Origin of the sequence: Novosphingobium sp. NBM11 (assembly GCF_015390225.1) — a bacterium.
GTDB lineage: Bacteria > Pseudomonadota > Alphaproteobacteria > Sphingomonadales > Sphingomonadaceae > Novosphingobium.
The window spans coordinates 1,204,992-1,230,609 of record NZ_VUOG01000001.1; the positions used below are offsets into that span (position 1 = coordinate 1,204,992).

Consider the following 25,618-nt stretch of genomic DNA (forward strand, 5'->3'; position numbering starts at 1 on the left):
GCCATCGCGAGCATCGCGGAAGATGACGATCTCTGTCGAGGCGACGGGATCGGATGTCGCTGTCGGGCGCCGGATACGCCGATCGAGTTTCCGGCTATTCGGCATCGGGAATGAGTTCGCCGTAAAGCCATGCAAGGCTCTCGGAGAGATCGCGTTCGTGGACCTCGACACACCGCAGATAAATGGCGGTCGTCGCGATCGAGCGATGACCCATCAGCACTTGCAGGACCTTCAACGGATTGAGATCGGGGTTGTCGCGCGCCTGCTGCTGAAGGCGCGCCAGCATCACCATCGCGAACGTGTGCCTCAGCCAGTGGAAGCTGCCCTTGAGCTTGGCGTCGGCGAAGCCTTTGGCGAACAGCGCCGTGAGCCGTTTCGGCGATAGAGCCGTCCCGTGGGTCGTGAGGAGAAGATTGGCAGGTGGCTGATAGCGCCGGTCGCGGGCACGGGCGCGGCGGACAACGCGCGCGCGGTCCTCGCCCGCATACCAGTCGGTGCGGTCGATCAAGCGGATCGGCGGATAGACCGTGCGGGGGCGGTCCCCCTTGGTGATGCGCAGCGGGATGCCGACGAGCGGCTGATCTTCGGCGGATAGCTGATGGCTGTCGGGCACCATGTCGAGGGTCATCCCGCAGATTTCCTTGCGACGAAGCCCCGCTGTAAGAGCCCACTCGGCCGCAAGGTGCGGCGTAGGACCAAGGTGCGCGAAGAGCCGATCGAGTTCGGCGGCACGCAGCGGTCGCGGCAGCTTCTCGGGCTGCGACAGCGTCAGCATATTGGTCGCCGCAAGACGAGGACCATGCCCTTCTTCCTTGAAGGTCACGATGACGCGCTCGCGCCGCCGGAAGGGAAGCTCGCCGATCAGCCCCTCCTCCAGCGCCCATTCATAGAAGCGGCAGACGCTCATTACGCGCGCATTGATCGTCGCCCGCTCATAGGCCCTGTCCGTGTGCGAACTCGGGTTTGCGATCATGCGGTCGCGATATGCGCCGATGACGCCTTCATCGACCGATTGCCAGTCAAGATCGGACTGCTCGAGCGTGTCGAACCAGTCGTAGATGTGTTCGGCGTAAGTTCGCACCGTATCTGGCGCGCAGCCGCGAAGCGAGGCGTGCTCCAGCAGCCACGCAAAGGCCGGTTCGATGATCGCCATCCTGGCATCGAACAGGATCGGGAACCCGAGAGGTATTCCCGGCACGCCGGCGACAGCGCGGATAATTGAGACCATGGCGCGCGTCTCCTCCGCTCATGAGGATCGAGAACCACTATAGCAGAATGAAGACACTATAAGGTCGCGCGTGCGATGCGTAGATCACTATTCAGGGTAGTTAGCGCGCCTCATGATGCCATGAGCGGGCGATAGTCAGCGTCGCCACCCATTTCCTCGGCCCAGATGGCCATCCTAAAATCGTCCAGCGTGAGGCCGCATTCTTCCAGCATCTGCGCGGCCAGCAACGGATATTCCGCAATCGCATCCGCAAAGTCATCACGATGGCCGTAATAGTGGTCGTGCCAGCCCCACCGATCGTCTTCCTGCTTCGAGGGATCGCGCTCGATCACCAGCAAGGAAGCATCGAGGCGTAGCATCGCGGCAAGCAACTTCTCGCAATGATCGACGTCGAGCGTTTCCCTGGGGCCGTGCTGCCCCTGATAGCCCACCGACAGGTTGGTACATTCGGGTATAAGGCCCGCATATTCGTTGGTGTCGGTATAGACGCCCGTGTCGTCGGGTCTGTAGCGGAAGCCCGGGTTCAGGCCGTTGAGCGCGGACGCCAGGCTAATCGCAAAAGCGTCCGAGCATGTCCGCCCGTAGCTTTGATGCGTGATGACGTCGCCCGAGCCGGCACGGTCGAAGGCGATGGCCGCATCGATATCCTTCAACAGGTCCGGCGTATGGCGCTGGATCCAGCGGGAACCGAGGCAGCCTTGCTCCTCGCCGCGATGGAACAGGTAAAGGCCGGGCCGGCCTGCCGCGATCATGTTGAGCATGATCCAGACACCAGCACCATCATCGGCGCCAAGCGACATCCCGGCCTTGCCGTTGCACAAGCCCGCGATTCCGAGCTGGTCGATGCCCACGTCCTGCTGTCCGCCGCGCGCCGCCACCGTGTCGACGTGGCAGCTCCACATCACGTGAGGCTGGTCGCCGATAGCGATCATCCGATTGCCGAAGGCGTCGGCCGTCATGCCGGGAACCCGGTCGAGATACTCCCGGCAGAAGGCGCGTTCGATCGCGCTGTCATGAGGCCGGGCCCACGACAGGATTTCGAGCAGGCCGGTGCGGCCCGCGACATCATGGTAGATCATGGGATCAGGCTCCTGCGAGGGAAGCGGCTGCCGCCAAGTGCGGCGCCGTCATCGCGATGGCGGGAAGGAAGTTTTCGGGGGTGCAAGGCGACTGATCGAGACCACCTTGCGAACAAGCAGCATCGCCCGGCTCACGGACATCGTGCCGAAGTTCTTCGAGGCGGCGCCGCTCTGCCTCGTCCCGCTCGCGCTTCAGCCGCGCCTCTCGGGCTCGCTCTCCAGCGGCTTGCCATTTGGCAACCTCCGCATGGATCGCCGCCATTTCTTCGTGGAACTGCCGGTAAGCAAGGATATGGGCATTGGCGAGAGCGGCATCGTCATCGTCGAACGGCTCGGGAAGCTGATCCTCCGACAGCCATTCACCGTGATATTCGGTGAGATCCTCTATGTGGAACCATTCGGCGGAACCATCGCATTGGCGACAGCAGCCGCTGACCCACCATTCGCAGCGATCTTCGAGATAGACGGCGCCAAAATCCCCCGCATCCTCTTCAAGGACAGTATGCGAGGCATTGTCGGCATAGACGGTGACGAAGGTCTCGACGTCGCTATAGGAACGCTCGTTGTGGTCGCAGAAGGTCGTATGGTTGTTATAGCAACTGTAGCACCACTCTTCAGATGAGCCGTCGGCGTAATAGACCTCGTCATGCGACCTGGTGTCGTCGTCGCAGCGCGGACAGTACCAAGGGCTATGACCCAGCCCATTGGTGTTCTCGGACGAGATGCTCCCGCGGCCGACAACGAGGTATTTGCCATCGTCGGCGAGGTCGTCGCCTGCATCGATATACGGGACGACGAAGTTGTCATCATCCTCGATCCGCCGAACGCGGGCGCCGTTCAGACCGCCCTCGGTGTAGCCGGCGTTCTCGAGGAGCAGCCTCAGACGCGAGACGTCGCCATAAATGCTCGTGTAGATCTTGCGGCTCGGCCAGACGATGCTGCGGGCCTTCGCATCTTCGCGGGAACCGATATAGGCGAGCGCCGTGTCCGGACCGGCATAGACCCGGACAGGATGGCATGAACTTTCGAAGTCGCTCGCCTCATGGGCCATGCAGCTGCTGGGACCGCCGACATAGACGTCTTCGATTTCGTCGGCGTCCTGGGTGATCTTGAGGGTATCTTCCTCCAACTGCACCGACAGCCTGGCGCACCAACCCTCGATCGCATTGTTGTCGAGATGGTCGGAGAAGAAGCGATTGAGGTAGCGACCGGGCGACATCACCAGCTGGCGGTCGATCTGCCCCTTCGCTGCGTTTTCGGTGAACGCGATCTTCCCCGCCTGCTCGGTGGAGACGTGGCAAAAATGCTCGTCATGCCGTGCCTGATACCAGGGCTCGTCGTGCCAGGGGGTCTGCGCGTAAGTGCCGTCGGCAAAACGCAGCTTCTCGCGGACCTGCCAGTCGATATCGTCCGCACACGATCCGGCGACCGCTATGCGAAGTTGGGATTCGGGCGAGCGTTGGAGCAGTCGTTGCCGAGCAGCCTCGGCATCTTCGAACGATGGCCAGAGATATTGCTGGTCACCGGTCGGCGCCAAGCAGAACTCGATCGTTATCGGCCGCCACTCGGTAGCCGAGTGCGGATACAGGATTTGGAACTGTGCCATGGGCGTGACTCCACGCAGCCGCGCGCGGTCGCGCGGGCTGGATTGATTGATTGAGATTGCGGGTGGTTCAGCGCGGGAGCGGCAGTACGACCTTGACTAAGACGCCGGCGGCGCTCCCTCGGTTCGCCTCAGGCGGCTAAGCGATGGCTTCCATGCGTCGCTGCGCGACGCGAGGGACGGGCCGACCACCGCCAGCTCTTTGGGTTAGCGCGGCGGTCGGCCCGCCCCTCATCGCGACCAAAGGAGACAGTCTCTCGGAGAGGACCTAACCGCTGCTTGGCGGATTCGAAGGCCGAGCGGGCGGCGGACTTGGCCTGCCGATTCAGTGTGCCGCTGTCGCCGGTGATGTTGGCGGCCTGCATGGCGGCGTCGAGATTATTATGAATGGACCATGCCTCGGCATAGGCATCATAGACCGCGATCTGATCCTCGCTCAGGCAATGCTCGAGGGTCTCGTATTCGACGCCGGCGAAGGACAATGCTCGCGCGGTGTAGAGGCCTAGCGATTTCAGGTCCCGGGCGACCAGTTCCATTGCTGCGATCCCGCCGTCACGAATGTCGGCGACGAAGGCCTCACGATTGGCAAAGGCGGTCTCAGGTCCCCACAGGCCAAGCCGCGTCGCATAGGCGAGGTTGTTGACGTCGGATGCGCCGGTTGCCGAGACATAGAGCACCCGCGCGCGTGGCAGGAGGTTCTGCAGGCGCACGCCCGCGATACCCTGCTCCGAGCCTTTTACCTTGCCGCGTGATCCTTCGCCGCCCGCGGCATTGGCCATGGCGTGCGCCTCGTCGAATACGATCACGCCGTTGAAGTCATCGCCCGCCCAGGCGAGGATCTGGTCGAGGCGGGTTGCATCGTTTCGGCCCGAACGCAGGGTCGGGTAGGTCACGAAGAGAATGCCCTCTCGCATGGCGATGGGGCTGCCGAGTTTCCAGGAAGCCAGAGGCTGGATGTCGATCGGCAGACCACCAAGCGCAGCCCAGTCGCGCCGGGCATCTTCTAGCAGCGCCTCGTTCTTCGAAATCCAGATATGGCGGCGTTCCCCGCGCACCCAGCGATCGAGAATGACGCTGGCAACCTGTCGGCCCTTGCCGGCGCCCGTTCCATCTCCAAGGAAATAGCCCTGCCGGTAGGTCTGGCCTTCCGCAGATGCCTTGAGCGAACAACCCTTGTCCTCTGGCTCGAACCGACCGGGAAGATCGCGCGCATGGGCGCTTGCAGTGTAGATCAGAGTCTCTGCCTGGGCAGCAGACAGCAGCCCCTTAGCAACCAGCCCGTCGGGCAGCTGCGGGACAGCTTCGGGCATCGGCGCGGCGATCGACCCCATGGCGACCGACTCAACGAGCGGCGTCGGATGCTCGGCTGCGCCATGGATCACGATCCTGCTCGGGCGATAGGGCAGATAGTGGCCGACCTGAGGGGCAAGCGGCGAAGGGGTTTCGAGGGTTTGGTACGTGAGCGACCCGATGGCGGTGGCTGCAGGAGTGATCCTGCCCGGTGTCGGCAGCGGCTTGCGCGGCGCGGTCATCAGGCGAAACGGCGCACGAGCCGGAAGGACCGATTGGTCGGGAAAAGCGTCCAGGCTGCCGCGAGCCGGCAAAGCATCAACAAGATCGGCAAGCTGGCGAAAGTCGCTTGTGCGGATAGTGATAGGCCCATGGGAGCCGTCCACCTTGTCGAGGACCACCAGCCGCGTGGTGATGCCGGTGCCGTGCTTGACGAACGCACGTTCGACGGCGGCATTGATCCGCAGCGAGATCGGTCCCTTCAACCCCGCCACGAACTTCGCGCAATCAAACCATTCGGGCATGATTGCGACCAGGCGACCGCCGGACGCGAGACGGTTCCAGGCCGACCGCAGGTGGCGCGAACCGGTGCGACTATCGTGCCCCCGCTCGATGCCGTGCGAATAGGGCGGGTTCATCAGCACGACAGACGGGGTGATGGCAGCATCGAGCAGTTCATCAATCAGCTCGGCATCATGCCCGGTCACTCGGACAGCCGGGAACAGGGCATTCAGGCAGTCGCGGCGAAGCGGCGAGATTTCGTTGAGAGCAAGGCGCGAGCCAGCCTTGGCGGCCCAGACCGCGAGCATACCCGTTCCGGCCGAGGGTTCCAGTACAAGCTCGCCAGTGGCCAGCGCGCAGGCCCGGGCAGCAAGCCAGGCAAGGCGCGGCGGCGTCGCGAACTGCTGCCATTCGGTCTGCTCGTCGCTGCGATTGGTCTGGGTCGGAAGTCGGGCTTCGAGAGAGCAAAAGAACTGGTCCGCCTCGTCGAAAGGCGTCGAGAGCGAAATTTGATCCGATGATTGCAGGTATTGAACTTGCGCCAGCTCAAGAGCTGCGTGAGCGTCACGAACGGACCAACGCCCGAGAGCATCGCTGCCCCCGAAGTGCTCCGTCATGATACGGGTGATGTCGCCGCGTGACAACGTGCGGCCTGCCTCGAGCTCCGAAGCCATGGATTGAGCCGCCATCACAACGATGGGCGGAGATGGGTCATCGAATGCAAAGGCGAGGGAAGAATTGGACATGGGAACCTCCTGACGAGGTCCTGCGGCGGGCAGGCCTCAATCAGCCAAAGGCTCCCTCCGCTCTGCCCGATGGATCAGGTTTTCGGGCAAGCCGCGACTGCAGCTCATCGTTCCAGTCAAAACCTAGCGAGGCTGGTGCTCGTGAGTGGATGACACGATCAGGCGCAGCGTAGGCCTTGAGCGCGCGCTCCTCGGCGAGAGCGCCTCCGGCGTCATTGTCGATGAACAGGAAGAGCTCGCGCACGCTTTCAGGGATCGAAACCAGACCGAACCGCTCGTTCCCAAGCGTTGCCCAGCACGGGATACCGAACAGCTGCATGGCTGAGAGTGCACTCTCGATTCCTTCGGCAAGGCCCAAACGCCCCTGAAGTGCAGGGGCAATCCTGACAGCACCATAGCCAAGGCTGCCGAGCGCACGCTTGGGCCGCTCGAAACTGGCCAGCTTGCCGCTCGCCACATCAAGAAATGTCCTGTGTACTGCGATAATGCCAATGTCAGTCGTGACTGCCGCCAACATCGCAGGGAGAAATTGAACTGCCCCGCGTGGTCCGAGCGGCGTACATTCCAGGTAACGGAACTGGTCAGATGAGCGCTGGAGACCGCGCTGTGAGAGATATCGTTCGACGGGGCTGTCGGAGATCGCCGAAGCTGATTGCCACAAGCGTCGCGCATTGGGACTGAAGTCACCCCGATTTTGCCGATCGGCGGTCCCAGCGCCAGAACCATCAAAGAGCTCTCGGCTCCGAACGCCCTGGCGATCCAATGCTGCAATGACGTCCTCATTCGAACATCCGGCGAAGCAATGGAACAGGATGGCCTTTCGCCCCAACGTCACGCTCAGCGACGGTGTGCGATCGTCGTGAGCAGGACAGCAGCACATGCCCCTGCTCTGGCGCCATGTTCCCTTGAGACTTTCGACGATCGTGCGGGCGCGGCGTTCGAGTTGATGAGTGTTCTTTAGCAGGGGCATCGACCTACTCCGGTTGAGGTGCCCTCCCCGTGCAGCCTCCGCTCTGCACCAGCGCCAAAGCATTTTCCTACATCATTTGTTCTTTATATGTTCTCTCTCGATTCGGCTATAGAAGGATCGAGAAATGACAATGAAAGTCCTCTTGATCGGTGGTATTGCCATCGCATCAGCCATTCCTGCCAATGCCCAGGATCTGCCAAGGCCAGAAGTCCCCGAGCAACATGCAGGTCCATCCGGCGGCATTAGGATTGCAGAAGCATCGAACGGGTTTCAGCTGGTCGAGCATGGCTTCTGGCAATCCGCGCAGGCCGCCGCAGCACAAAGTTCGAGCGCTGCGGAAAATAAACGGGTGAACCTGCCGTACAGGTACGAGCCCACGGCCAAAACTGGCCCATCCGGGTTTCGGCGGGCGAGCTACCTGCACCACGTCTATGCGGCGGAAGCGAAGTATTCATTGCCCACCGGCCTGCTCGACGCGCTCGTCTGGACAGAATCCCGCTATAACCCCCTTGCTGTCAGCCCGGCAGGCGCTGCGGGCCTTGGCCAGCTGATGCCAGCAACGGCAAAGGAACTCGGCGTCTTCAATCGCTTTGACCCCATGGCCAATATCTTTGGCGCGGCGCGGTATCTAAGGCAGATGCTCGACAGGTTCGGCGTGGTTCACCTCGCCGTGGCGGCCTACAATGCCGGTCCAGGCGCAGTCGAACGCGCAGGCGGTATCCCGCGGAATGGCGAGACCCCCGGATATGTCCGCGACGTCCTTCGACACTGGCAGTTTTGATACGAACTGAATCGAGTGAGATTAGATTGGACTGAACGCATAAAATGATCGGCGTCACGCGGCAAGCTTCCGCCCCTTCCTGATGTCGACCACCTTGCGCCCATCGAGAAAATCAGCCCAATCCTGCATCATTCGCCGGCGGGGGGCGAGATACTCCGCAGCGTTGTAGGCACCCCGGACATCGTTCTTCTCTGAATGGGCAAGTTGCATCTCGACCCAATCCTCATGGTATTTCCGGATCCACATCGCTGGCTTGCCAAACTCCACCAGCTGCTCGTTCGCCCATGTGCTGGCAAGCCCTCGAAATCCGTGGACGGTCTGCCGACTATGATAACCAAGGCGGTACAGCGCATAGATCATGGTGTTTTCAGACAGCGGCTTGTCTGGGTGGGTCCCAGGAAACAGGTAATCGCCGGCCGCCGATGATACCATTTTTCTAGCAATGAGTGCGGCCTGAGCGGAAAGCGGAACAAGGTGTTCACGCCCCATCTTCATGCGAGCAGCCGGAATCCGCCAAACGGGTTCCGTACCATCGAGATTTTCGAATTCAGATTTGACTGCTAGCCGAAGCTCTTTTGTCCTGACCCAGGTCAGCAAGGCGAATAGTACCGCATCGCGGGTGATAGCCGAGCGCCGGTCACCCTCCTCTTGATAGGCTCGCAGCTTTTCGAGGAACGCAGGTATTTCGACCAGAGGAAGGCGGCTCATGTGCTGCACCCTGGGCCTGGGCTTGAGCGCTCCGCGAAGATGAGCAGTGGGATCGCTGGATGCCAGCCCACAAGCAATCGCGAACTGAAAGACCTGCCCTACCCCTTGCTTGGCTCGCCGACTGATATCGAGCGCACCTCGTGTCTCAATTCTGCGGATCATCTGCAAGACATCTGGGGCAGTGATCTCGTGGATCAGCCTTTGTCCCAGGGCGGGGAACACGTCCCGCTCCATTCGTGACCAGACACGTTCGGCATGTGCCGGATTCAACGCCGACTGGCGGTTCTCGTGCCAGCGTTTCGCCACCATGTAGAAGGTGTCACCGTTCTCCGATGTCACCTCGCCCTTGGCCTTCATCGGATCCTTGCCCTCGGCAAGCAGCGCCTTAGCGGCTTTGCGCTTATCCCGGGCAGCTGCGATCCCCAGCGCCGGATAAGCCCCGAACGACAGCAGCTTTTCCTTTCCTGCAAAGCGGTACTTCATCCGCCAAAGCCTCGTGCCATTTGGCTGGACGAGCAGGAACAAGCCCTCGCTATCGGCAAGCTTATAAGCTCGCTCGCGGGGCTTGGCATTTTTGGCTTGAGTCTCCGTCAGAGGCATGGGGGTATCGCTCCTTTCCGATACTCCGCAAAACTACCCCCAAAATACCCCCACACCAAATCTGGCTGCATGTGGAAGGGCACGGGCGCATGCGGACGCGAATCACCCGCAACCCTCTGCTTTTTCTTCGATTTTTGGAAAAATGCGGAAGCTGATGGAAGCTTCCGGATAGGGTGATGGTAGCGGAGGAGGGACTCGAACCCCCGACACGCGGATTATGATTCCGCTGCTCTAACCGGCTGAGCTACTCCGCCCCATCGCGCGATCGCAGGGGATCGCTCGGCAGGCCGCGCTCTTAAGCGGGGAGCCGCGCGGGGTCAACAGGGGAAACACAGGGTGGAACAAGTTTCTGGACCGGTGTTCCCGTACCGTTTCATCGCCCTCGCCCGCGGAAGGAGCACTGCGCGACGCCCTCCCACGGACCGCCCCTGTAACGGTGCAACGCCAGCCCTGCGAAGCGAAACGGGCGCGGGCGGAACGCGGCCTCCAGCGCGGTCTGCAGCGACCGCGCCGCCGCGCGTTCGACCTTGTTCTGGACGGTGACGTGCAAGCGGGGGCGATGGCTGTCCTGCGCGGTCAGCAGGCCGTGGAAATGCTCGGCGATGTCATCGCGCAGCGCCAGCAGCGGCGCACACTCGATGGCGAAGGCCGTGCCCTTGCCCAGGTCCATCACACCGGAAAGCCGGGCCTCCGGCGGGGCATGGTCCGCGCAGCAGCGCGCCAGCAAGGCTCGCGCTTCGTCCTCGGCGAAAGGTGGCAATGCATGAAACAGCGTAACATGCGCGGCCAGGAAATTGCGCTCCGGCGGAAAATGAGTACGCCGCAAGCCGTCGAGCCACGCTTGTTCGGCCGGCGGCAGCGTGGCGGTGACGATCAGTGGGGAGCGCCCGGCCGGCGCCCCTGCCCCCGCCTCGTCCGCGTCAAAGCTCTCCACGTTGCCGCCGCAGCGCGAACCACTTGGCGACGTTGGCGTTGTGCTCCTGCAGGGTGGACGCGAAAACGTGCCCGCCCGTGCCATCCGCCACCATATAGATCGCTTCGGTCTTCGCCGGGTTCAGCACCGCCTCGATCGAGGCGCGGCCGGGGTTGGTGATCGGCCCCTTGGGCAGGCCGACCATGGTGTAGGTATTGTAGTCGTTGACCGCCTGGATCTCCGACTGGCGGATGCGGCGGCCCAGCGGCTTGCCCTTGGTGATCGGGTAGATGATCGTGGGGTCCGCCTGCAGCAGCATCCCCTTCCGCACGCGGTTGGAATAGAGCCCGGCGACCATGCCCCGTTCGGAAGGCTTGCCCGTCTCCTTCTCCACGATAGAGGCAAGGATCACCGCGTCGCGCGGGGTCTTGGCCACCGTATCGGGCGATCGCTTCGCCCACAGCTCGGCCAGGGTCTTGTCCATCGCCACCTGCATCCGCTTCAGCACCGCCTCGCGGCTCTCGCCACGCTGGAAGGCATAGCTGTCGGGCAGGACCGAGCCTTCTTCCGGCACGGCGACCCTGCCGGTCAGCAGCGGCTGGTTCATCAGCCGCTCGTAGACCATGATCGACGGCAGGCCTTCGGGCACGGTCACCATCCGACGGATGGTGCCTTCGGCGCCCTGCAGGATCTTGAGGATTTCCGAAGCGCTGGCATGGCGCGGCAGCAGGAATTCGCCGGCCTTAATCGGCTCGTCGCTGCCGAACAGCTTGGCATGGGCGCGGAACGAGGAGGCCGAGGGGATCGCCCCTTCCTTCTCCAGCTTGGCCGAGATGCTCCACAGCGCAACGCCATCGGGCACGACGAAGGTGGTGTCCTTCGCCAAGGGTCCGGGGCCGTACCAGGTGTAGAAAAAGCGGCCGACCGCGAACAGCAGCACCGTCGCCACCACCAGCGCCAGCAACCAGGCCTTGCCGCGAAACATCATCTTCCGGCTCCCCGCTTTCCGGCGGACGCCACGCCGACGCCGGCTCAGACCGCTTTCACGATCAGGCTGGCGTTGGTGCCGCCGAAACCGAAGCTGTTGTTGAGCGCCGCGCGCACCGTGCGCTTCCTGGCATGGTGCGGCACAAGGTCCACGCCCTCGGTCCCCTCGTCGGGATTGTCGAGGTTGAGCGTCGGCGGCACGATCTGGTCGCGGATGGCGAGGATGCAGAAGATCGCTTCCACCGCGCCCGCGCCGCCCAGCAGGTGGCCGATGGCGGACTTGGTGCTGCTCATCGAAGCGCCGCCCAGATCATTGCCCAGCACGCGCTTCACCGCGCCCAGTTCGATCGTGTCGGCCATCGTCGAGGTGCCATGGGCGTTGACATAGTCGATGTCGCCCGGCTCCATCCCCGCCTTGCGCAGCGCCATGCGCATGGCCAGTTCCGCGCCCTTGCCTTCCGGGTGCGGCGCGGTGACGTGGTAGGCGTCGCCCGACAGGCCATAACCGACGACTTCGGCATAGATTTTCGCGCCGCGCGCCTTGGCGTGCTCGTACTCTTCCAGCACCACCACGCCCGCGCCCTCGCCCATCACGAAGCCGTCGCGGTCCTTGTCATAGGGGCGGCTCGCCTGTTCGGGGCGATCGTTGTAGCTGCAGTTCAGCGCGCGCGCCTGCGCGAAGCCGGCCACGCCCAGCGGGTTGATCGTGCTTTCCGCACCGCCCGCCAGCATCACGTCGGCATCGCCGTCCTTGATCATCCGCGCCGCGTCACCGATCGAGTGCGCGCCGGTGGAGCAGGCCGTCACCACCGCGTGGTTCGGCCCCATCAGGCCATACTTGATCGAGACCTGGCCCGAGATCAGGTTGATCAGCCGCCCGTGGACGAAGTGGGGGGAAACCCGGCCCGGCCCCTTTTCGTGCAGGACGATCGATTCGCTTTCGATGCCCGGCAACCCGCCGATGCCCGACCCGATCGAGCAGCCGGTGCGCTGCTTCAGATCGTCATCCATGTCGACAAGCCCGGCGTCTTCCAGCGCCTGCCCGGCGGCATCGATGCCATAGACGATGAACGGATCGACCTGGCGCTGAATCTTGGGATCCACGCGCTTGCCCGGGTCGAAGCCGTATTCGTGATCCGCCGGCTTCACTTCGCAGGCGATCAGGCACTTCTGACCCGTCGTATCGAACTTCGTGATCGGCCCCGCGCCGGATTTGCCGGCCAGCAGGTTTTTCCACACGGTTTCAACGTCGGCTCCCAGCGGAGTGACGAGGCCCAGTCCGGTTACGACCACACGACGCATGATATTCTCCGAAACTTCCATTCGCGGCCCTGGCCCATCGCTGGCCTGGCACTTTCACGCACAACAGGCCCAGACCCCTTGCGGGCTGAGCCTGTCGAGGCCCCGTCCTTCACTTTCCGGCCGGGAGTCCGGGGAAAAAGGACAGCCCTTCGACAAGCGCAGGGCAGACGGGGGTAATCTGTAAGAGCCTGATCAGCCCTTGTTTTCGTCGATGTACTTGATCGCGTCGGAAACGGTGGAGATCTTCTCCGCCGCGTCGTCCGGGATCTCGACGCCAAATTCTTCCTCGAAGGCCATGACCAGCTCGACGATGTCGAGCGAATCGGCGCCCAGGTCGTCGATGAAGCTGGCGTCTTCGGTGACCTTGTCGGCCTCGACGCCGAGGTGCTCGACAACGATCTTCTTAACGCGGTCGGCGGTATCGCTCATAAATGCCCCTTCGAAGGAAAGCGGTTGGTTTTTGTTTCGGCTTTCGCCCTAATGTGCGGATTGCTGGCTGGCAAGTAGGGCGTGAACGGCGATGCCGCAAGCACCCCACGGCCCGCCGTCATCCCTTTGACGGTTCCACCACCCGGATATGCAGTTCGCGCAGCTGCTTGAGGCCCGCCGGCGAAGGCGCGCCCATCAGCAAATCCTCCGCGCGCTGGTTCATCGGGAACAGCGAGATTTCGCGCAGGTTCTGCACGCCGCAAATCAGCATGACGATGCGGTCCACGCCGGCGGCCATGCCTCCGTGCGGCGGCGCGCCATACTGGAACGCGCGGTAAAGGCCGCCGAAACGTTCCTCGACGTCCTCCTTCGACAGGCCGACCAGCTCGAACGCCTTGACCATCGTTTCGGGCGACTGGTTGCGGATCGAGCCGGACGCGATCTCGTAGCCGTTGCAGACGAGATCGTACTGGAAGGCGTTGATCGTCAGCGGATCCTGCGTGTTCAGCGCCTCCAGCCCGCCCTGCGGCATCGAGAACGGGTTGTGGCTGAACTCGACCTTCTTGTTCTCCTCGTCCCATTCGTAGAACGGGAAATCGACGATCCAGCACAGCGCGAACCGGTCCTTGTCGATCAGGCCGAGCTGTTCGCCCACGCGGTTACGGGCGAGACCCGCCAGCTTGGCCGCCTGGTCTTCCTTGCCGGCCGCGAAGAACAGGCCGTCGTCCGCCCCCAGGCCGAGTTCGGCATAGAGCTTCTCCATGCCTTCCGTGCCGTGGTTCTTGGCGATCGGACCGCCGAATTCGCCGCCCTTGCGGGTAACGTAGCCAAGCCCGGCAAAGCCTTCGCCCCGCGCCCAGTCGTTCATGTCGTCGAAGAACTTGCGGCTCTTGTCGGCCGTGCCCGGCGCCGGAATGGCGCGAACCACGCCGCCCGTGCCCACGATCTTCTCGAACAGACCGAACCCGGACTGGGTGAAGTGTCCCGAAACGTCGGTAATGAGCAGCGGGTTGCGCAGGTCCGGCTTGTCCGAACCATACTTCAGCATGGCTTCGCTGTAGGGGATGCGCGGGAACTCGCCGATTGGGGTGACCGGGCGTCCTTCCGCAAACGCCTCGAACACGCCGCCGATCACCGGCTCCATCGTTTCCCAGACTTCCTCCTGCGTCACGAAGCTCATTTCCAGGTCGAGCTGGTAGAACTCGCCTGGCAGGCGGTCGGCACGCGGGTCCTCGTCGCGGAAGCACGGAGCGATCTGGAAATAACGGTCGAAGCCCGCCACCATCAGCAGCTGCTTGTACTGCTGCGGCGCCTGCGGGAGCGCATAGAACTTGCCGGGATGGATGCGGCTCGGCACCAGGAAGTCGCGCGCGCCCTCAGGGCTGGACGCGGTGAGGATCGGCGTCGAATATTCGGTGAAGCCGGCCGCTTCCATGCGCCGGCGCATGTCCGAAATGACCTTGGTGCGCTTGACGATGTTGGCGTGCAGCGTTTCGCGGCGCAAGTCGAGGAAGCGGAACTTGAGGCGGATGTCTTCCGGATATTCCTGTTCGCCGGCCACCGGCAGCGGCAGCTCCTCCGCCGCCGCCAGCACCGTGGCGGACCGGGCGAAGACCTCGATTGCGCCGGTCGGCAGGTTCGGGTTGACGGTGCCCTCGGCGCGCGCCTTCACCTCGCCATCGATCGTCACCACGCTTTCCACGCGCAGCCCTTCCAGCAGCGGCAGCGCCGCGCTGTCGGCATCGGCGACGATCTGCGTCATGCCATAGTGATCGCGCAGATCGACGAACAGCACGCCGCCGTGATCGCGCTTGCGATGGACCCAGCCGGAAAGGCGAACCACCTGGCCGACATGCTCGCGCGAGAGGGCGCCGCAGGTATGGGAACGGTAAAGGTGCATCGAAGGTCTTTCCAATCGGTCTGCAATAAGGCAGGGGGATATGCGCGGCTAACAGGCGATAGCCGTCATTTTGTCAAGCCGAGGACCCGCACGGGTCCATCCACAGGCCCCCGAAGGGGACGGGGTCAAAAAGAAAAGATCGATGAAGATACATTCGCTGATCACCACCACCGACGCTCTTGCCGCCTTGTGCGAGCGCCTCGCGAAGTCCGATTTCGTCACCGTCGACACGGAATTCATGCGCGAGAACACCTATTGGCCCGAACTCTGCCTGGTGCAGATCGCCAATGCCGAGGAAGCCGCCGCGGTCGATCCGCTCGCGCCGGGAATCGACCTTTCCCCGCTGCTCGATCTGCTGGTCGACAACGAGGAGGTGCTCAAGGTCTTCCATGCCGGCGGGCAGGACGTGGAAATCATCTACAACCTCACCGGCAAGACCCCGCACCCGATCTTCGACACGCAGATCGCGATGATGGCGGTCAGCCAGTCGGAACAGATTGGCTATTCCAACCTCGTCGAAAGCTGGCTGGGCCTGTCGATCGACAAGGGCGCGCGCTTCACCGACTGGTCGCGCCGGCCGCTCACCGAACGGCAGATCGAATACGCGATCGGCGATGTCACGCACCTGTCGAAGATCTTTCCCAAGCTGCTCAAGCGCCTGATCAAGACCGGGCGCGGCGAATGGCTCGACATCGAGATGGAAAAGCTGGCGGACCCGGCCAACTACAAGTCCGATCCGCAGACCGTGTGGCAGAAGATCCGCCCCCCCAGCCGCAACCCCGCGGTCCTTGGCCGGATGCGGGCCATCGCCGCCTGGCGCGAGGCCGAGGCGATGGACAAGAACATCCCGCGCGGCCGCATCATGCGCGATGAAACGCTGGCCGACATCGCCAGCCATCCCCCGCGCGAACAGCACGAACTCGCCAAGGTGCGCGGGCTGTCGAGCGGATGGAAGGACAACGAGATCGGCCGCCGCCTGATGCAAACGCTCGCCGAGGCGAAGCCGCTGACCGAAGCCGAAATGCCGCCCAAGGCGCCGCGCGGCGCGCCGCTGGGCAAGGAAGGCGCGCTGGTGGCCGACCTGCTCAAGCTGCTGCTCAAGATTCGCAGCCGCGAGATCGACATCGCCGCCCGCCTGCTGGCGCGCAGCGACGATCTGGAGGCGCTGGCCGCCGGGCAGCGGCGCAACCTGCCGATCCTGGAAGGATGGCGCTTCGAACAGTTCGGGCGCGACGCGCTCGATCTCGTCGAGGGCAAGCTGGCCTTCGCGGTCGTCGGCGGCAAGCTCAAGATGGCGCACATCGACGACATCGGCGGCGGCAGCGCGGCCGAACCGGTCGCGCATATCGACTGAGCGCATGTCCACCTACCTGCCCACGCTCAAGCAGCTCCAGTATCTCGTCGCCCTGCACGAACACGGCCACTTCGGCCGAGCGGCGGATGCCTGCTTCGTGTCGCAGTCCACGCTTTCGGCTGGCCTGCGCGAACTGGAAACGCTGCTGGGAGTGACGCTGGTCGAACGCACCCGCCGCGTCGTGCGCTTCACGCCGCTGGGCAACCAGGTCGTCGCCAAGGCGCACCGCCTGCTGCGCGAGGCGGAGGAACTGTCCGAACTCGTCCAGTCGCACGGCGCGCCGCTGGCCGGGGAACTGCGCATGAGCGTGATCCCCACGATCGCGCCGTTCCTGCTGCCGCGCATCCTGCCGCGCCTGCGCAAGGAACGCCCGCAACTACGCCTGTTCCTGCGCGAGGAGCCGAGCGCGGCGGCGATCGAATCGCTCCACCACGGGCGCGCCGATTGCGTGCTGCTGGCCCTACCCTTCCCCACCGGCGAAGTGGAAGCGGAGCACCTGTTCAACGACCGGCTCTATGTCGCCTTCCCCAAGGACGATCCGCGCGATCCGCCGGCCAGCGTTCCGCCCAGCATCATCGATGAGAACCGCCTGCTGTTGCTGGAGGACGGACACTGTCTGAAGGAACACGCGCTGGCCGCGTGCAACCGCCCGGAACTGCGCGCCAGCGCCACCATGATCGGCACGTCGCTGCACACCCTGGTGCAGATGGTCGATAACGGGCTGGGCCTGACCATGCTGCCCGAAATGGCGGTCGAGGCGGGCATTCTCCACGATACCGACATCGTCGCGCGCCCGCTGCAGGCCGACCATGCCTGGCGCGAGATCGCGCTGGTCTGGCGCAAGAATTCGCCGCGGGGCGAAGAGTTCAGGCTGCTGGCGCAGGAGCTGCGGGCCGGCTGAAACGACGCCGGCTGACCAGCGTCAGTCCATGTGCTTGAGGCCCACCCGCAGATAATCCCACCCGGTCACCAGCGTCAGCGCGGCCGCGCCCCACAGCGTGGTGAGCCCCACGGTGTGCGGCAGGTTGAAGGTGAAGCCGCCCAGCGTCGCCGTCCAGCCCGGCAGCGCCCCGCCCAGGATCAGCGCGCCCAGTGACACCATCTGGAACGTCGTCTTCCACTTGGCGAGCTTGGACACCGGCACCGAAACCTGGATGCCGCCCAGAAACTCGCGCAGGCCCGACACGGCGATCTCGCGCAGCAGGATCACCAGCCCCGCGATCACGTGCATATCGCCCACATAAGGCCCGGTCAGCACGCCTTGCGCGGTCAGCACAAGGATGACCGCCGCCACCATGATCTTGTCGGCGATGGGATCGAGGAAGATTCCGAGCTTGGAAACCGCTCCCTGCGCCCGCGCCAGATAGCCGTCGAAGTAATCGGTGATGCCCATCAGGCAATAGACCGCGAAACCGATCCCGTAGCCCAGCGGCCAGCGGGGGAACCACAACAGCGCGGCGAGCACCGGAACGGTGACAATGCGCGACAGCGTCAGGATGTTGGGCAGCGTCAGCATCACCCCTGCCATACGATGCTCTGCCGCAACGTGAAACCTCCAGTCCGGAATTTTCTGACGTCACGGAAACATCACGCGAACCTGCAACGAGGCGTGGCCCGCAACGGGACACCTGCGTGGCCACCGGAGCCGGAATTGCCTCCGGCCTGTGTGAAAACATGCGTTTGCCCCTTGCCCGCACCGGTCTTGGCGGTAAGGGTCTGCGGCGGACGGGGATGCTTGGCCAGAAAGTATGACGACATCGACGCATCTCATTCATACGCGCCGTTTTCTGCCCTTGTTCGTCACGCAGCTGCTGGGCGCGTTCAACGATAATCTCTTCAAGAACGCGATGGTGCTGTACGTGGTTTACAGCATCTACAACTCCGAGGCGGAAGAAGCGCGTTTTTCCGCGATAGCCTCGGCGCTGTTCATCCTGCCGTTCTTCCTGCTTTCGGCGCTGGCCGGGCAACTGGCCGACATGCGCGACAAGGCGCGGATCATCCGCATCATCAAGTTCTGCGAAATCCTGATCATGCTGGCGGGCGGCGCCGGCCTGGCGCTGGCGTGGAAGGGCATCGCCATCCATACCGCTGCCATCCCGCTGATGCTGGCCGCGCTGCTGGCCATGGGGGTGCATTCCACCTTTTTCGGCCCGATCAAGTACGCGATCCTTCCGCAGCACCTGCACGCCAACGAGGTGCTGGCCGGCACCGGACTGGTCGAAGCGGGCACCTATCTCGCGATTCTGGCGGGTACGATCCTCGCGGGATGGATTCCGGTTGAATGGGCCGCAGGGGGCGTGATCGTCACCGCCATGATCGGCTATCTCGCCGGCCGGCAGGTTCCCCCGGCAGAGCCGCTGATTGCCGCGCAACCGCTCGATTATCACATCTGGCGTTCCTCGCTAACGCTCATCCGCAACACCACCCGGCACCGGCGGGTGTTTCTGGCGATCATGGCGATCAGCTTCTTCTGGACGATCGGCGCGGTGCTGTTCATCCAGTTCCCCCCGCTCGCCAAGAACGTGCTCAGCGCCAGCAAGGAAGTGGCCAGCCTGTTCCTCGTGGTGTTCTCGATCGGCGTCGCCATCGGCTCGGTTTCGATCAACGCGCTGCTCAAGGGTACGGTATCGGCACGCTATTCGCCGTGGTCGGTGATCGCGATGGGCCTGTTCATCGTCGCCTTCCACTTCGTTTGCCGGGCCTGGACACCGCCCGAGGACGGGCTGCTGATGAACGTCGGCACCTTCGTCCATCATCCCATGGCGGTGCCGCTGCTGCTTTCGCTGCTCGGCATCGCGGTGGCCGGCGGCATGTTCGTGGTGCCGCTCTACGCGTTCCTCACCACCGTGGTCGACAAGTCCGAAACCGCGCGCACAATCGCGGCCAACAACATCGTCAACTCGGGCGCGATGGTCGTCGGCGCAGCGCTGGCGGCGGGCCTCAGCGCGGCCAAGGTGGCGCTGATCGACCAGTTGCTGCTGGGCGCGGCGATGTGTCTGGTATCCGCCTGGCTGGGCCAGTTGCTCTACGCGGCCGAGCGCGCCTGCGCCGATGAGGTTTCGCCAGCCTGAGAGCAGGCGGTCGGCTTCGCCGTTCGCCTGTTCAGGCGATCCACGCCATGATGGCGACGAAGCAGGCGCAATAGGCGATCAGGAAGTCCTTGACGTCCTGCCGGGTGATATGGCGCGGATCGACCGGTTTCGAGCGTAGCTCGGCACGGCGCATCGCTTCCAGCACTTCCGGCTCGAACACCGGCAGAGCGCGGAGCACCCGCGCCGGCAGGCGACGCCGGAACGGATGGCCGGATGTTTTGCGAAGACCGAACTGGGGGCGAAGCGACGTTTCCATGACGCCGCTTTAACGCCTTGTTCACCACTGTGATCCCCGGTTCCGCGTCGCTTTTTGGCACAGTGCCGGAGCGGGACAGTTATGCGGTGGCGGCTTCCGACATGGCGATGATCCGCGCCCATTCGTCCGGCTTCACCGCCGACACCGACAGGCGCGATTGCCGGATCAGGTCCATGTCGGCCAGTTCCGGCGTTGCCTTGATCTGCTTGAGCGTGACCGGGTGCTTCAGTTTTTCGACCGGCTTGACCTTGACCGCGGCCCACTTGCCGTCCGGATCGGTCGGGTCGGTGATGCCGCCCTTGCTGATGGTGATCACGCCCACGATCTCCAGCCCGATGTTGGAGTGGTAGAAGAAGGCGAGATCGCCTTCCTTCATCGTGCGCAGGTTCCGCGCGGCCAGATGGTTGCGCACGCCGTCCCACGTCCCCTCGCCTTCGGCAACGAGATCGTCCCAGCTATAAGCGTCGGGTTCCGACTTCATCAGCCAAAGCGCCATCCCATCCTTGATTTTGATCATGAAAGCCTTCCGCAAACCGGGTATGCGGGCCTCATAACCGCAATTTGCGCACAGGAATATCATGAACCTCGAAACTTTGCCGGTGCTCTCGCTCGCCAGCGATCCCGCCGCGCTTTCCCGCGATCTGGGCGAAAGCTTCCAGACTTTCGGCTTCGCCATGGTGCGCGACCACGGCATCGATCCGGACCTGATCGGTCGGGCGTGGCGCCTGACCGAAGCCTTCTTCGCGCTGCCGGAGGAGGAGAAGCGCTCGTACTTCCTCGATGGCCTTGCCGGCGCGCGCGGCTATACCCCGTTCGGCGTGGAAATCGCCAAGGGCGCAAAGGCGCGCGACCTCAAGGAGTTCTGGCACGTTGGGCGCGACCTGCCGGCGGGCCACCCGCTGGCCACCACGTCGATGCCGCCCAACATCTGGCCGACGCGGCCGGAAGGCTTCCGCGAGACGTTCGAAGCGCTCTACGCCGCGTTCGACCAGACCGGCGCGCGCATCCTGGCGCGCATCGCGGTGTGGCTGGGGCTGGATGAAAACTGGTTCGATCCTGCCATCGCCGACGGCAACTCGGTCATGCGCCTGCTGCACTATCCGCCGGTGCCCGATGCCGAAGGCGGCGCGATCCGCGCCGGCGCGCACGAGGATATCAACCTGATCACCCTGCTGCTGGGCGCGGAAGAAGCGGGCCTCGAACTGCTGACCAAGGATGGCCGCTGGATCGGCGTCTCCCCGCCCGACGGCGCACTCGTCGTCAACATCGGCGACATGCTGCAGCGCCTGACCAACCACGTGCTGCCATCGACCACGCACCGCGTCCGCAATCCGGAAGGCCCCCGCGCCGCGTTCAGCCGCTATTCGATGCCCTTCTTCCTGCACCTGCGCAGCGACTTCGCCTTCCGCACGCTGCCCCAGTGCATCACGCCCGAGAATCCGGACCGCTATCCGGTATCGATCACCGCCGACGATTACCTGCAGGAGCGCCTGCGCGAAATCGGCCTGAAGAAATAGGTGGGGCAGCGCGGTCGGTCCATGAAGGACCGATCGCGCACGGGCTGTACGGGATGTTGGACCGGTAGGGGGATGGTGGACGCACTAGGGCTCGAACCTAGGACCCGCTGATTAAGAGTTTGATCAGGGGGCCATTTTTGGGTTGTTCAGAGCTGTTCAAATTTGTCTAGAAATGTTCGGAGATATGCCGTATAATATAATGATATAAAGTCGATATTTGTCATCGCGTCCTGTCAAATTTCGTTCACCAGGGTGCGATCTTGACGAGCGTTGTCCTTCCGCAAAGTGGAGCCTATATGGAGCCTATAGCGAAAAGGCATTGGCGCGAATTATGGTGAAACCGCTCAACAGGCAGGCAATCGAGACACTGATCACACGGGCTCGAACGGTCAAGGGCAAGCAGTTGGAGCTCGCTGATGATCGCGTTGCGGGGTTGCGCATTCGGGCCGGTGAGCGTTCGGCCACATGGCTCCTTTGTACCCGATTGCGCAATGGCAAGCGCACCCGGATCAAACTGGGAGCCTGGCCGGGCATGGGCTTGTCGGACGCGCGAGAGGCGGCACGGGTCAAGCACATTGAAGTTGTCGAAGGCGTTGATCCCAACGAGGAGAAGCGAGAGGCGAAGCGCGAAGCAATCAGGGCGGCGCGAATGCAGCGCAAACTCTCTGATGTCCTTGACGATTACGAACGCCTGAAGCTCTCGCAACTGCGGCGCGGCTCGCAATGCCGCCGCGCCCTCGACGGCAAGTCCGGGGTGCTGAAGCAATTCAGTGCGAAAGACATCACATCGATCACACGGTCCGACATCGTGGATGCCGTGCGCAAACATGCGGAGAAGGCCCCCATGGCGGCGAACCGCAACTTGGCATATGTGAAGGCCTTCATGAACTGGTGTGTCGATCAGGAAATTCTGGAGGCCAATCCGGCGGCGAATATCAAGAAGCCCGCCAAGGAGCGCACCCGCGACCGTTTCCATTCGCTCGATGAGCTGCTGGAAATCTGGGATGCCATGGGAGAGCTCGGATATCCCTTTGGGCAGCTGTATCGCTTGCTGATCGTGGTGCCCATGCGCCGCGAGGAAGTGGCCGCGATGCCGGTCACCGAACTTGACCTCGTCCCTGACGGGGATCCCGATAACGCCGTCTGGACCTTGCCCGGTCACAGAACCAAGAGCGGGAATTCGCTGCGAGTCCCGCTATCGCCGCTTGCCGTGTCGTTGGTCAAAGAGGCGCTGGCCGCGTCGGATCGCCCGAAGGACAGTCCGTTCGTCTTCAGCATGACCGGCGATACTTCGGTGTCCGGCTATGCCAAGGCCAAGCGGCGGCTTGATCGGATCATCCGCGAAAGGCGGATTGCTGCTGCAAAGAAGGCTGGCCGGGAGCCGGTCGACATGGAGCACTGGACCATCCATGATCTTCGAACCACGTTCAGCACCTTGGCATGTGAGGTTCTCGGCGCGGACATTGCAGTGGTGGATCGCGTCCTGAATCACGTCGCCACCGCAACCACCTCGAAGATCATGCGGGTTTACAACAAGTCCGAGCTGTTCGACCGACGCAAGCAGGTGATGCACGACTGGGCCGCAATGATTGAACGTGAAGTGGCGGCGAGGGCTGTTTCATGCCGCCCCCAATAGGATATGCCGCTTTTGCTTCGTCGGCTGCTTGGCTTGATCGAAGTTTGCGAGCGCTTGACAGCTTCCGGTTTTTCTTCCACATATGAGGAACGAAAACCGGAAGTGAGGTCGAAAGTGCTAGTTCTCAGGGCAAAGGAATGGGAGGTTTCTCAGCGCCTCCGTGAACTCGGGCTGGACCTCGAAGGGATGCAGTCGGTTTCCCGAGCTGGGTACAGGGCGCGAGTGGGTTGTTCACCACTCCATCCTCCGACCTTTCCCGGAACCTCAGCCTGGGCAGCCTGCGTTCACGGGCTTCGTAGTCAGTATATTCCTGCGGGCTGGCGGTTCGCCGATCCCGGCAATTTCTCCATGACGATCAACGACGCGCTTAAGATTTATGTCGTTTGCGCTACTGGCGATGAGGCGTCGGGAAAGCTGATTGGTCGGACTCCGACCACGAAAACGCCGAAGGGTCAGCGGACTGAAATTGCAGTCAAACGTCAAGGTGAACTCTGGCCTGAAGCTGTACCCGAAGATGCCGCAGTTGCAGGAGGCGTCGGTGGCTACACTGCCTTCTGGTTCCTTCTGAATATCGAGGGACGGCGAATTTTTCGGAGCTTTCGTCTCCGTCGGAAATTCAACGAGGCAAGATCACGTCGTGGAGCGAGAGGAACATCCTCCCGGTCATTGATCTGGACGACAGCCCAATCGTTGGCACTCGTGGTCCGCGCGATGGCTTTACAGGCGAATTCGATATCCCCGTTCAGCGCATCGCATAGGTTTACCTATGTTCAATGGAGAAAAACTGGCGCTTGCGCGTCGCCGAGTAGGACTCACGAAAGTAGCATTAGCGCAAAAGGCAGGTATCACTACCCGCGCCCTTAATGCTTTCGAGAATGGCGAATATACGCCGAGTGAGGCGACCGAACAGCTACTTGCACAGGCACTCGGGTTTCCAGCATCTTTCTTCTATGGGGAGTCTCTGGAGGAGCTGGACGAGCACGGTGTTAGCTTTAGATCGCTAAAGCGTATGACCGCTAGCCAAAAGCATGCCGCGTTGGCGGCAGGCTCTTTTGCCTATGAGATCAACAAGTGGATCGACCATCGCTTTTCGCTTCCCTTACCGAATGTGCCGAACCTTCACGGTGAGTCCCCAAGCAACGCCGCTCGTATCGTTCGGGACGAGTGGGGGATCGGCAAGTTGTCGATCAGCAATATGATCCATTTGGTCGAGGCTAACGGCGTCCGGGTCTATTCGCTTTTCGAGAACGCCAAAGAGGTCGATGCTTTTTCGGTTTGGAATGGCAACACCCCTTTCATTTTCAGCAACCGCCTCAAATCATCGGCACATCGCAGGTTCGATATCGCCCATGAGTTGGGGCATCTTGTCCTCCACCGGCATGGGGCACCATCCGGTCCTGTGGCTGAAAAAGAGGCTGATCAGTTTGCGTCGGCATTTCTGATGCCGTCCGACACCATCAAGGCGATTGGATTTAACATCGAATCGCTCGATGCCGTGCTGCGGCTGAAAGAACGGTGGATGGTTTCACCAGGCGCTCTTACTCGACGCCTGAAAGATACCGGGATGATTAGCGAATGGACCTACAGGTCGATTTGTATTGAAATCAGCCAACGGGGCTACCGCACGTCCGAACCCAATGATTATCCCCACGAGACCTCAAAGGTATGGCAGAAAATCACGGAATCCCTGAGGGCTAGTGGTCAAACCTTGCAATCCGTCTCCGATGAAATTGGAATTCCCTATGACGAGTTGCAGAAGTTGGTCTGGGGGCTGGTCACTGTTGGCATTCCTTCGGACAGCAAGGCCATCCAATCGACAAGGCGCGGTAGTCTCAAGCTCGTGAATTGATTTCGAATGCTGTTCTGGATGAGTCGTTTGCTGCGGTTGCGCGGCATCGCCGGGCGCTAAGCGCCCGGCTGCACTTCCTTGGTCTCATCATCGAGCGGCGTGCGCAAAACGATCCGGCCATTGATCGGCACGACCTCGAGCTGGAGCGACAGACCCCTGCGGTCGCGGTGGAACCATGCAGCTCCGACCTTGGTCCAGAAGGCCTTGTCGGCGCGATTGCTGACATGCCAGGCGATGAAATCGGGAGCCTTGGGCTCGGTCGCGGTGACGGGCGCGGGTGCTTGGGACGTGCGGGCCATGTGATGTTCCTTTCGTGTTGGTGGCTCGTTGCACCGAACAGAAAGGCCGCGTGGTAAAGGGCGCGTGGTCATGTCCTACACGGGTGACTGCAAGGAACCGGCGCGGGCCGGACATTGACCCGCGCCTGCGTGCGGCCAGTCCGGGTGCAAAAACGAAGTCGCCACACGGAAGGGAAGGGTGGGGCACTGCAGCCTCCCAGCCCTGCCATAAGCATCAACTCCGTATTGCAAAATGCGATACATTGTGCTAGATCAGCATCAAGGAGATTGACCATGGCTCACGCGACACAGCGCAAGGATCATCCGCTTTCGATGCGGCTTGCCGATGCCGACATTGCGATCATCGACCGCGCGGCGAGCCTGCGGGGGCGGTCACGCACGGAATTCATGCGCGATGCGGCGGTGCGGACGGCAGAAGAGGTGATCATGGAGAACACGCTCATTCGCATGTCGCCCGAAGGTTTCGCCGCCTTCGTCGACATGCTCGACCGCCCGGCCAAGCCCGTGCCGGAAATGGTCGAGCTGCTGAAGCGGCCTGCTCCCTGGGAATCAAAGCCTGCTGCCGAATAGGCCGCCGT

Annotated in this window: 23 protein-coding genes and 1 tRNA gene; 8 read left to right on the plus strand and 16 right to left on the minus strand. The window is 62.8% G+C overall.

Annotated features, from left to right (window positions below; genetic code table 11):
• Positions 1-94: 94 nt before the first annotated feature.
• The 5 genes from F1640_RS05755 to F1640_RS05775 all read right to left on the minus strand — a co-directional run bounded on the left by F1640_RS05755 (position 95) and on the right by F1640_RS05775 (position 7,417).
• Complete coding sequence (locus F1640_RS05755) at positions 95-1,228, minus strand: tyrosine-type recombinase/integrase (RefSeq protein ID WP_070158093.1); 1,134 nt, start codon at positions 1,226-1,228, stop codon at positions 95-97.
• A gap of 110 nt (positions 1,229-1,338) precedes the next feature.
• Positions 1,339-2,307, minus strand: coding sequence for a M28 family peptidase (locus F1640_RS05760; RefSeq protein ID WP_070158092.1), 969 nt, complete (start codon positions 2,305-2,307; stop codon positions 1,339-1,341).
• 4 nt (positions 2,308-2,311) lie between these two features.
• Entirely contained in the window at positions 2,312-3,913 is a 1,602-nt protein-coding gene (locus tag F1640_RS05765) for a hypothetical protein (protein WP_070158091.1), read from the minus strand.
• Positions 3,914-4,041: 128 nt separating this feature from the next.
• A complete protein-coding gene (locus tag F1640_RS05770) occupies positions 4,042-6,447 on the minus strand; it encodes a strawberry notch-like NTP hydrolase domain-containing protein (RefSeq protein ID WP_194918202.1) in 2,406 nt (801 codons plus the stop codon).
• Between the two features lie 40 nt (positions 6,448-6,487).
• On the minus strand, positions 6,488-7,417 hold the full coding sequence (locus F1640_RS05775; RefSeq protein ID WP_194918203.1) for a toprim domain-containing protein: 930 nt from the start codon (positions 7,415-7,417) through the stop codon (positions 6,488-6,490).
• Between the two features lie 124 nt (positions 7,418-7,541).
• Here F1640_RS05775 and F1640_RS05780 point away from each other — a divergent pair, with 124 nt between their 5' ends.
• The gene (locus F1640_RS05780; RefSeq protein WP_169495458.1) at positions 7,542-8,198 is read left to right on the plus strand and encodes a lytic transglycosylase domain-containing protein; all 657 of its coding nucleotides are present in this window, start codon (positions 7,542-7,544) and stop codon (positions 8,196-8,198) included.
• Between the two features lie 54 nt (positions 8,199-8,252).
• Here F1640_RS05780 and F1640_RS05785 read toward each other — a convergent pair whose 3' ends face one another.
• The 7 genes from F1640_RS05785 to aspS all read right to left on the minus strand — a co-directional run bounded on the left by F1640_RS05785 (position 8,253) and on the right by aspS (position 15,037).
• Positions 8,253-9,506, minus strand: coding sequence for an integrase arm-type DNA-binding domain-containing protein (locus F1640_RS05785; RefSeq protein WP_194918206.1), 1,254 nt, complete (start codon positions 9,504-9,506; stop codon positions 8,253-8,255).
• Positions 9,507-9,683: 177 nt separating this feature from the next.
• Positions 9,684-9,760: transfer RNA gene (locus tag F1640_RS05790), tRNA-Met, on the minus strand.
• Between the two features lie 119 nt (positions 9,761-9,879).
• A complete protein-coding gene (locus F1640_RS05795; protein ID WP_309229202.1) occupies positions 9,880-10,440 on the minus strand; it encodes a 2'-5' RNA ligase family protein in 561 nt (186 codons plus the stop codon).
• Entirely contained in the window at positions 10,427-11,407 is a 981-nt protein-coding gene (mltG, locus tag F1640_RS05800; protein WP_194918209.1) for an endolytic transglycosylase MltG, read from the minus strand. Before mltG ends, F1640_RS05795 begins: the two co-directional genes overlap by 14 nt.
• Positions 11,408-11,451: 44 nt before the next feature.
• A complete protein-coding gene (fabF, locus tag F1640_RS05805) occupies positions 11,452-12,708 on the minus strand; it encodes a beta-ketoacyl-ACP synthase II (protein WP_194918211.1) in 1,257 nt (418 codons plus the stop codon).
• A gap of 192 nt (positions 12,709-12,900) precedes the next feature.
• Entirely contained in the window at positions 12,901-13,137 is a 237-nt protein-coding gene (locus F1640_RS05810) for an acyl carrier protein (protein ID WP_028657713.1), read from the minus strand.
• A 118-nt stretch (positions 13,138-13,255) separates the two neighbouring features.
• Positions 13,256-15,037, minus strand: a complete 1,782-nt coding sequence (gene aspS, locus F1640_RS05815) for an aspartate--tRNA ligase (RefSeq protein WP_124809054.1) — start codon at positions 15,035-15,037, stop codon at positions 13,256-13,258.
• A gap of 142 nt (positions 15,038-15,179) precedes the next feature.
• Here aspS and rnd point away from each other — a divergent pair, with 142 nt between their 5' ends.
• Positions 15,180-16,391: a ribonuclease D gene (rnd, locus tag F1640_RS05820; protein ID WP_194918213.1), complete on the plus strand. Its 1,212-nt coding sequence runs from the start codon at positions 15,180-15,182 to the stop codon at positions 16,389-16,391.
• A gap of 4 nt (positions 16,392-16,395) precedes the next feature.
• On the plus strand, positions 16,396-17,292 hold the full coding sequence (locus F1640_RS05825) for a hydrogen peroxide-inducible genes activator (RefSeq protein ID WP_194918215.1): 897 nt from the start codon (positions 16,396-16,398) through the stop codon (positions 17,290-17,292).
• Between the two features lie 21 nt (positions 17,293-17,313).
• Here the strand turns inward: F1640_RS05825 and pgsA are convergent, their stop codons facing one another.
• Positions 17,314-17,907: a CDP-diacylglycerol--glycerol-3-phosphate 3-phosphatidyltransferase gene (gene pgsA, locus F1640_RS05830; RefSeq protein WP_124809051.1), complete on the minus strand. Its 594-nt coding sequence runs from the start codon at positions 17,905-17,907 to the stop codon at positions 17,314-17,316.
• Positions 17,908-18,139: 232 nt separating this feature from the next.
• Here pgsA and F1640_RS05835 point away from each other — a divergent pair, with 232 nt between their 5' ends.
• Positions 18,140-19,462, plus strand: coding sequence for an MFS transporter (locus F1640_RS05835; protein ID WP_194918217.1), 1,323 nt, complete (start codon positions 18,140-18,142; stop codon positions 19,460-19,462).
• Between the two features lie 31 nt (positions 19,463-19,493).
• Here the strand turns inward: F1640_RS05835 and F1640_RS05840 are convergent, their stop codons facing one another.
• The gene (locus tag F1640_RS05840) at positions 19,494-19,739 is read right to left on the minus strand and encodes a hypothetical protein (RefSeq protein WP_125957066.1); all 246 of its coding nucleotides are present in this window, start codon (positions 19,737-19,739) and stop codon (positions 19,494-19,496) included.
• A 79-nt stretch (positions 19,740-19,818) separates the two neighbouring features.
• A complete protein-coding gene (locus F1640_RS05845) occupies positions 19,819-20,256 on the minus strand; it encodes an EVE domain-containing protein (RefSeq protein ID WP_255530290.1) in 438 nt (145 codons plus the stop codon).
• A 61-nt stretch (positions 20,257-20,317) separates the two neighbouring features.
• Between F1640_RS05845 and F1640_RS05850 the strand changes: the two genes are divergently transcribed.
• The 3 genes from F1640_RS05850 to F1640_RS05860 all read left to right on the plus strand — a co-directional run bounded on the left by F1640_RS05850 (position 20,318) and on the right by F1640_RS05860 (position 24,741).
• Positions 20,318-21,256 (plus strand): isopenicillin N synthase family oxygenase, encoded by a 939-nt coding sequence (locus F1640_RS05850; RefSeq protein WP_125957069.1) that lies wholly within the window; start codon positions 20,318-20,320, stop codon positions 21,254-21,256.
• Between the two features lie 331 nt (positions 21,257-21,587).
• On the plus strand, positions 21,588-22,892 hold the full coding sequence (locus F1640_RS05855; RefSeq protein ID WP_194918219.1) for a site-specific integrase: 1,305 nt from the start codon (positions 21,588-21,590) through the stop codon (positions 22,890-22,892).
• A 766-nt stretch (positions 22,893-23,658) separates the two neighbouring features.
• Complete coding sequence (locus F1640_RS05860) at positions 23,659-24,741, plus strand: ImmA/IrrE family metallo-endopeptidase (RefSeq protein ID WP_194918222.1); 1,083 nt, start codon at positions 23,659-23,661, stop codon at positions 24,739-24,741.
• 56 nt (positions 24,742-24,797) lie between these two features.
• Here F1640_RS05860 and F1640_RS05865 read toward each other — a convergent pair whose 3' ends face one another.
• Positions 24,798-25,040, minus strand: a complete 243-nt coding sequence (locus F1640_RS05865; protein ID WP_194918224.1) for a hypothetical protein — start codon at positions 25,038-25,040, stop codon at positions 24,798-24,800.
• A 273-nt stretch (positions 25,041-25,313) separates the two neighbouring features.
• Between F1640_RS05865 and F1640_RS05870 the strand changes: the two genes are divergently transcribed.
• Positions 25,314-25,610 carry a DUF1778 domain-containing protein gene (locus F1640_RS05870; RefSeq protein WP_194918226.1) on the plus strand — a complete coding sequence of 99 codons (297 nt, stop codon included), beginning with the start codon at positions 25,314-25,316 and terminating at the stop codon, positions 25,608-25,610.
• Positions 25,611-25,618: the final 8 nt, after the last annotated feature.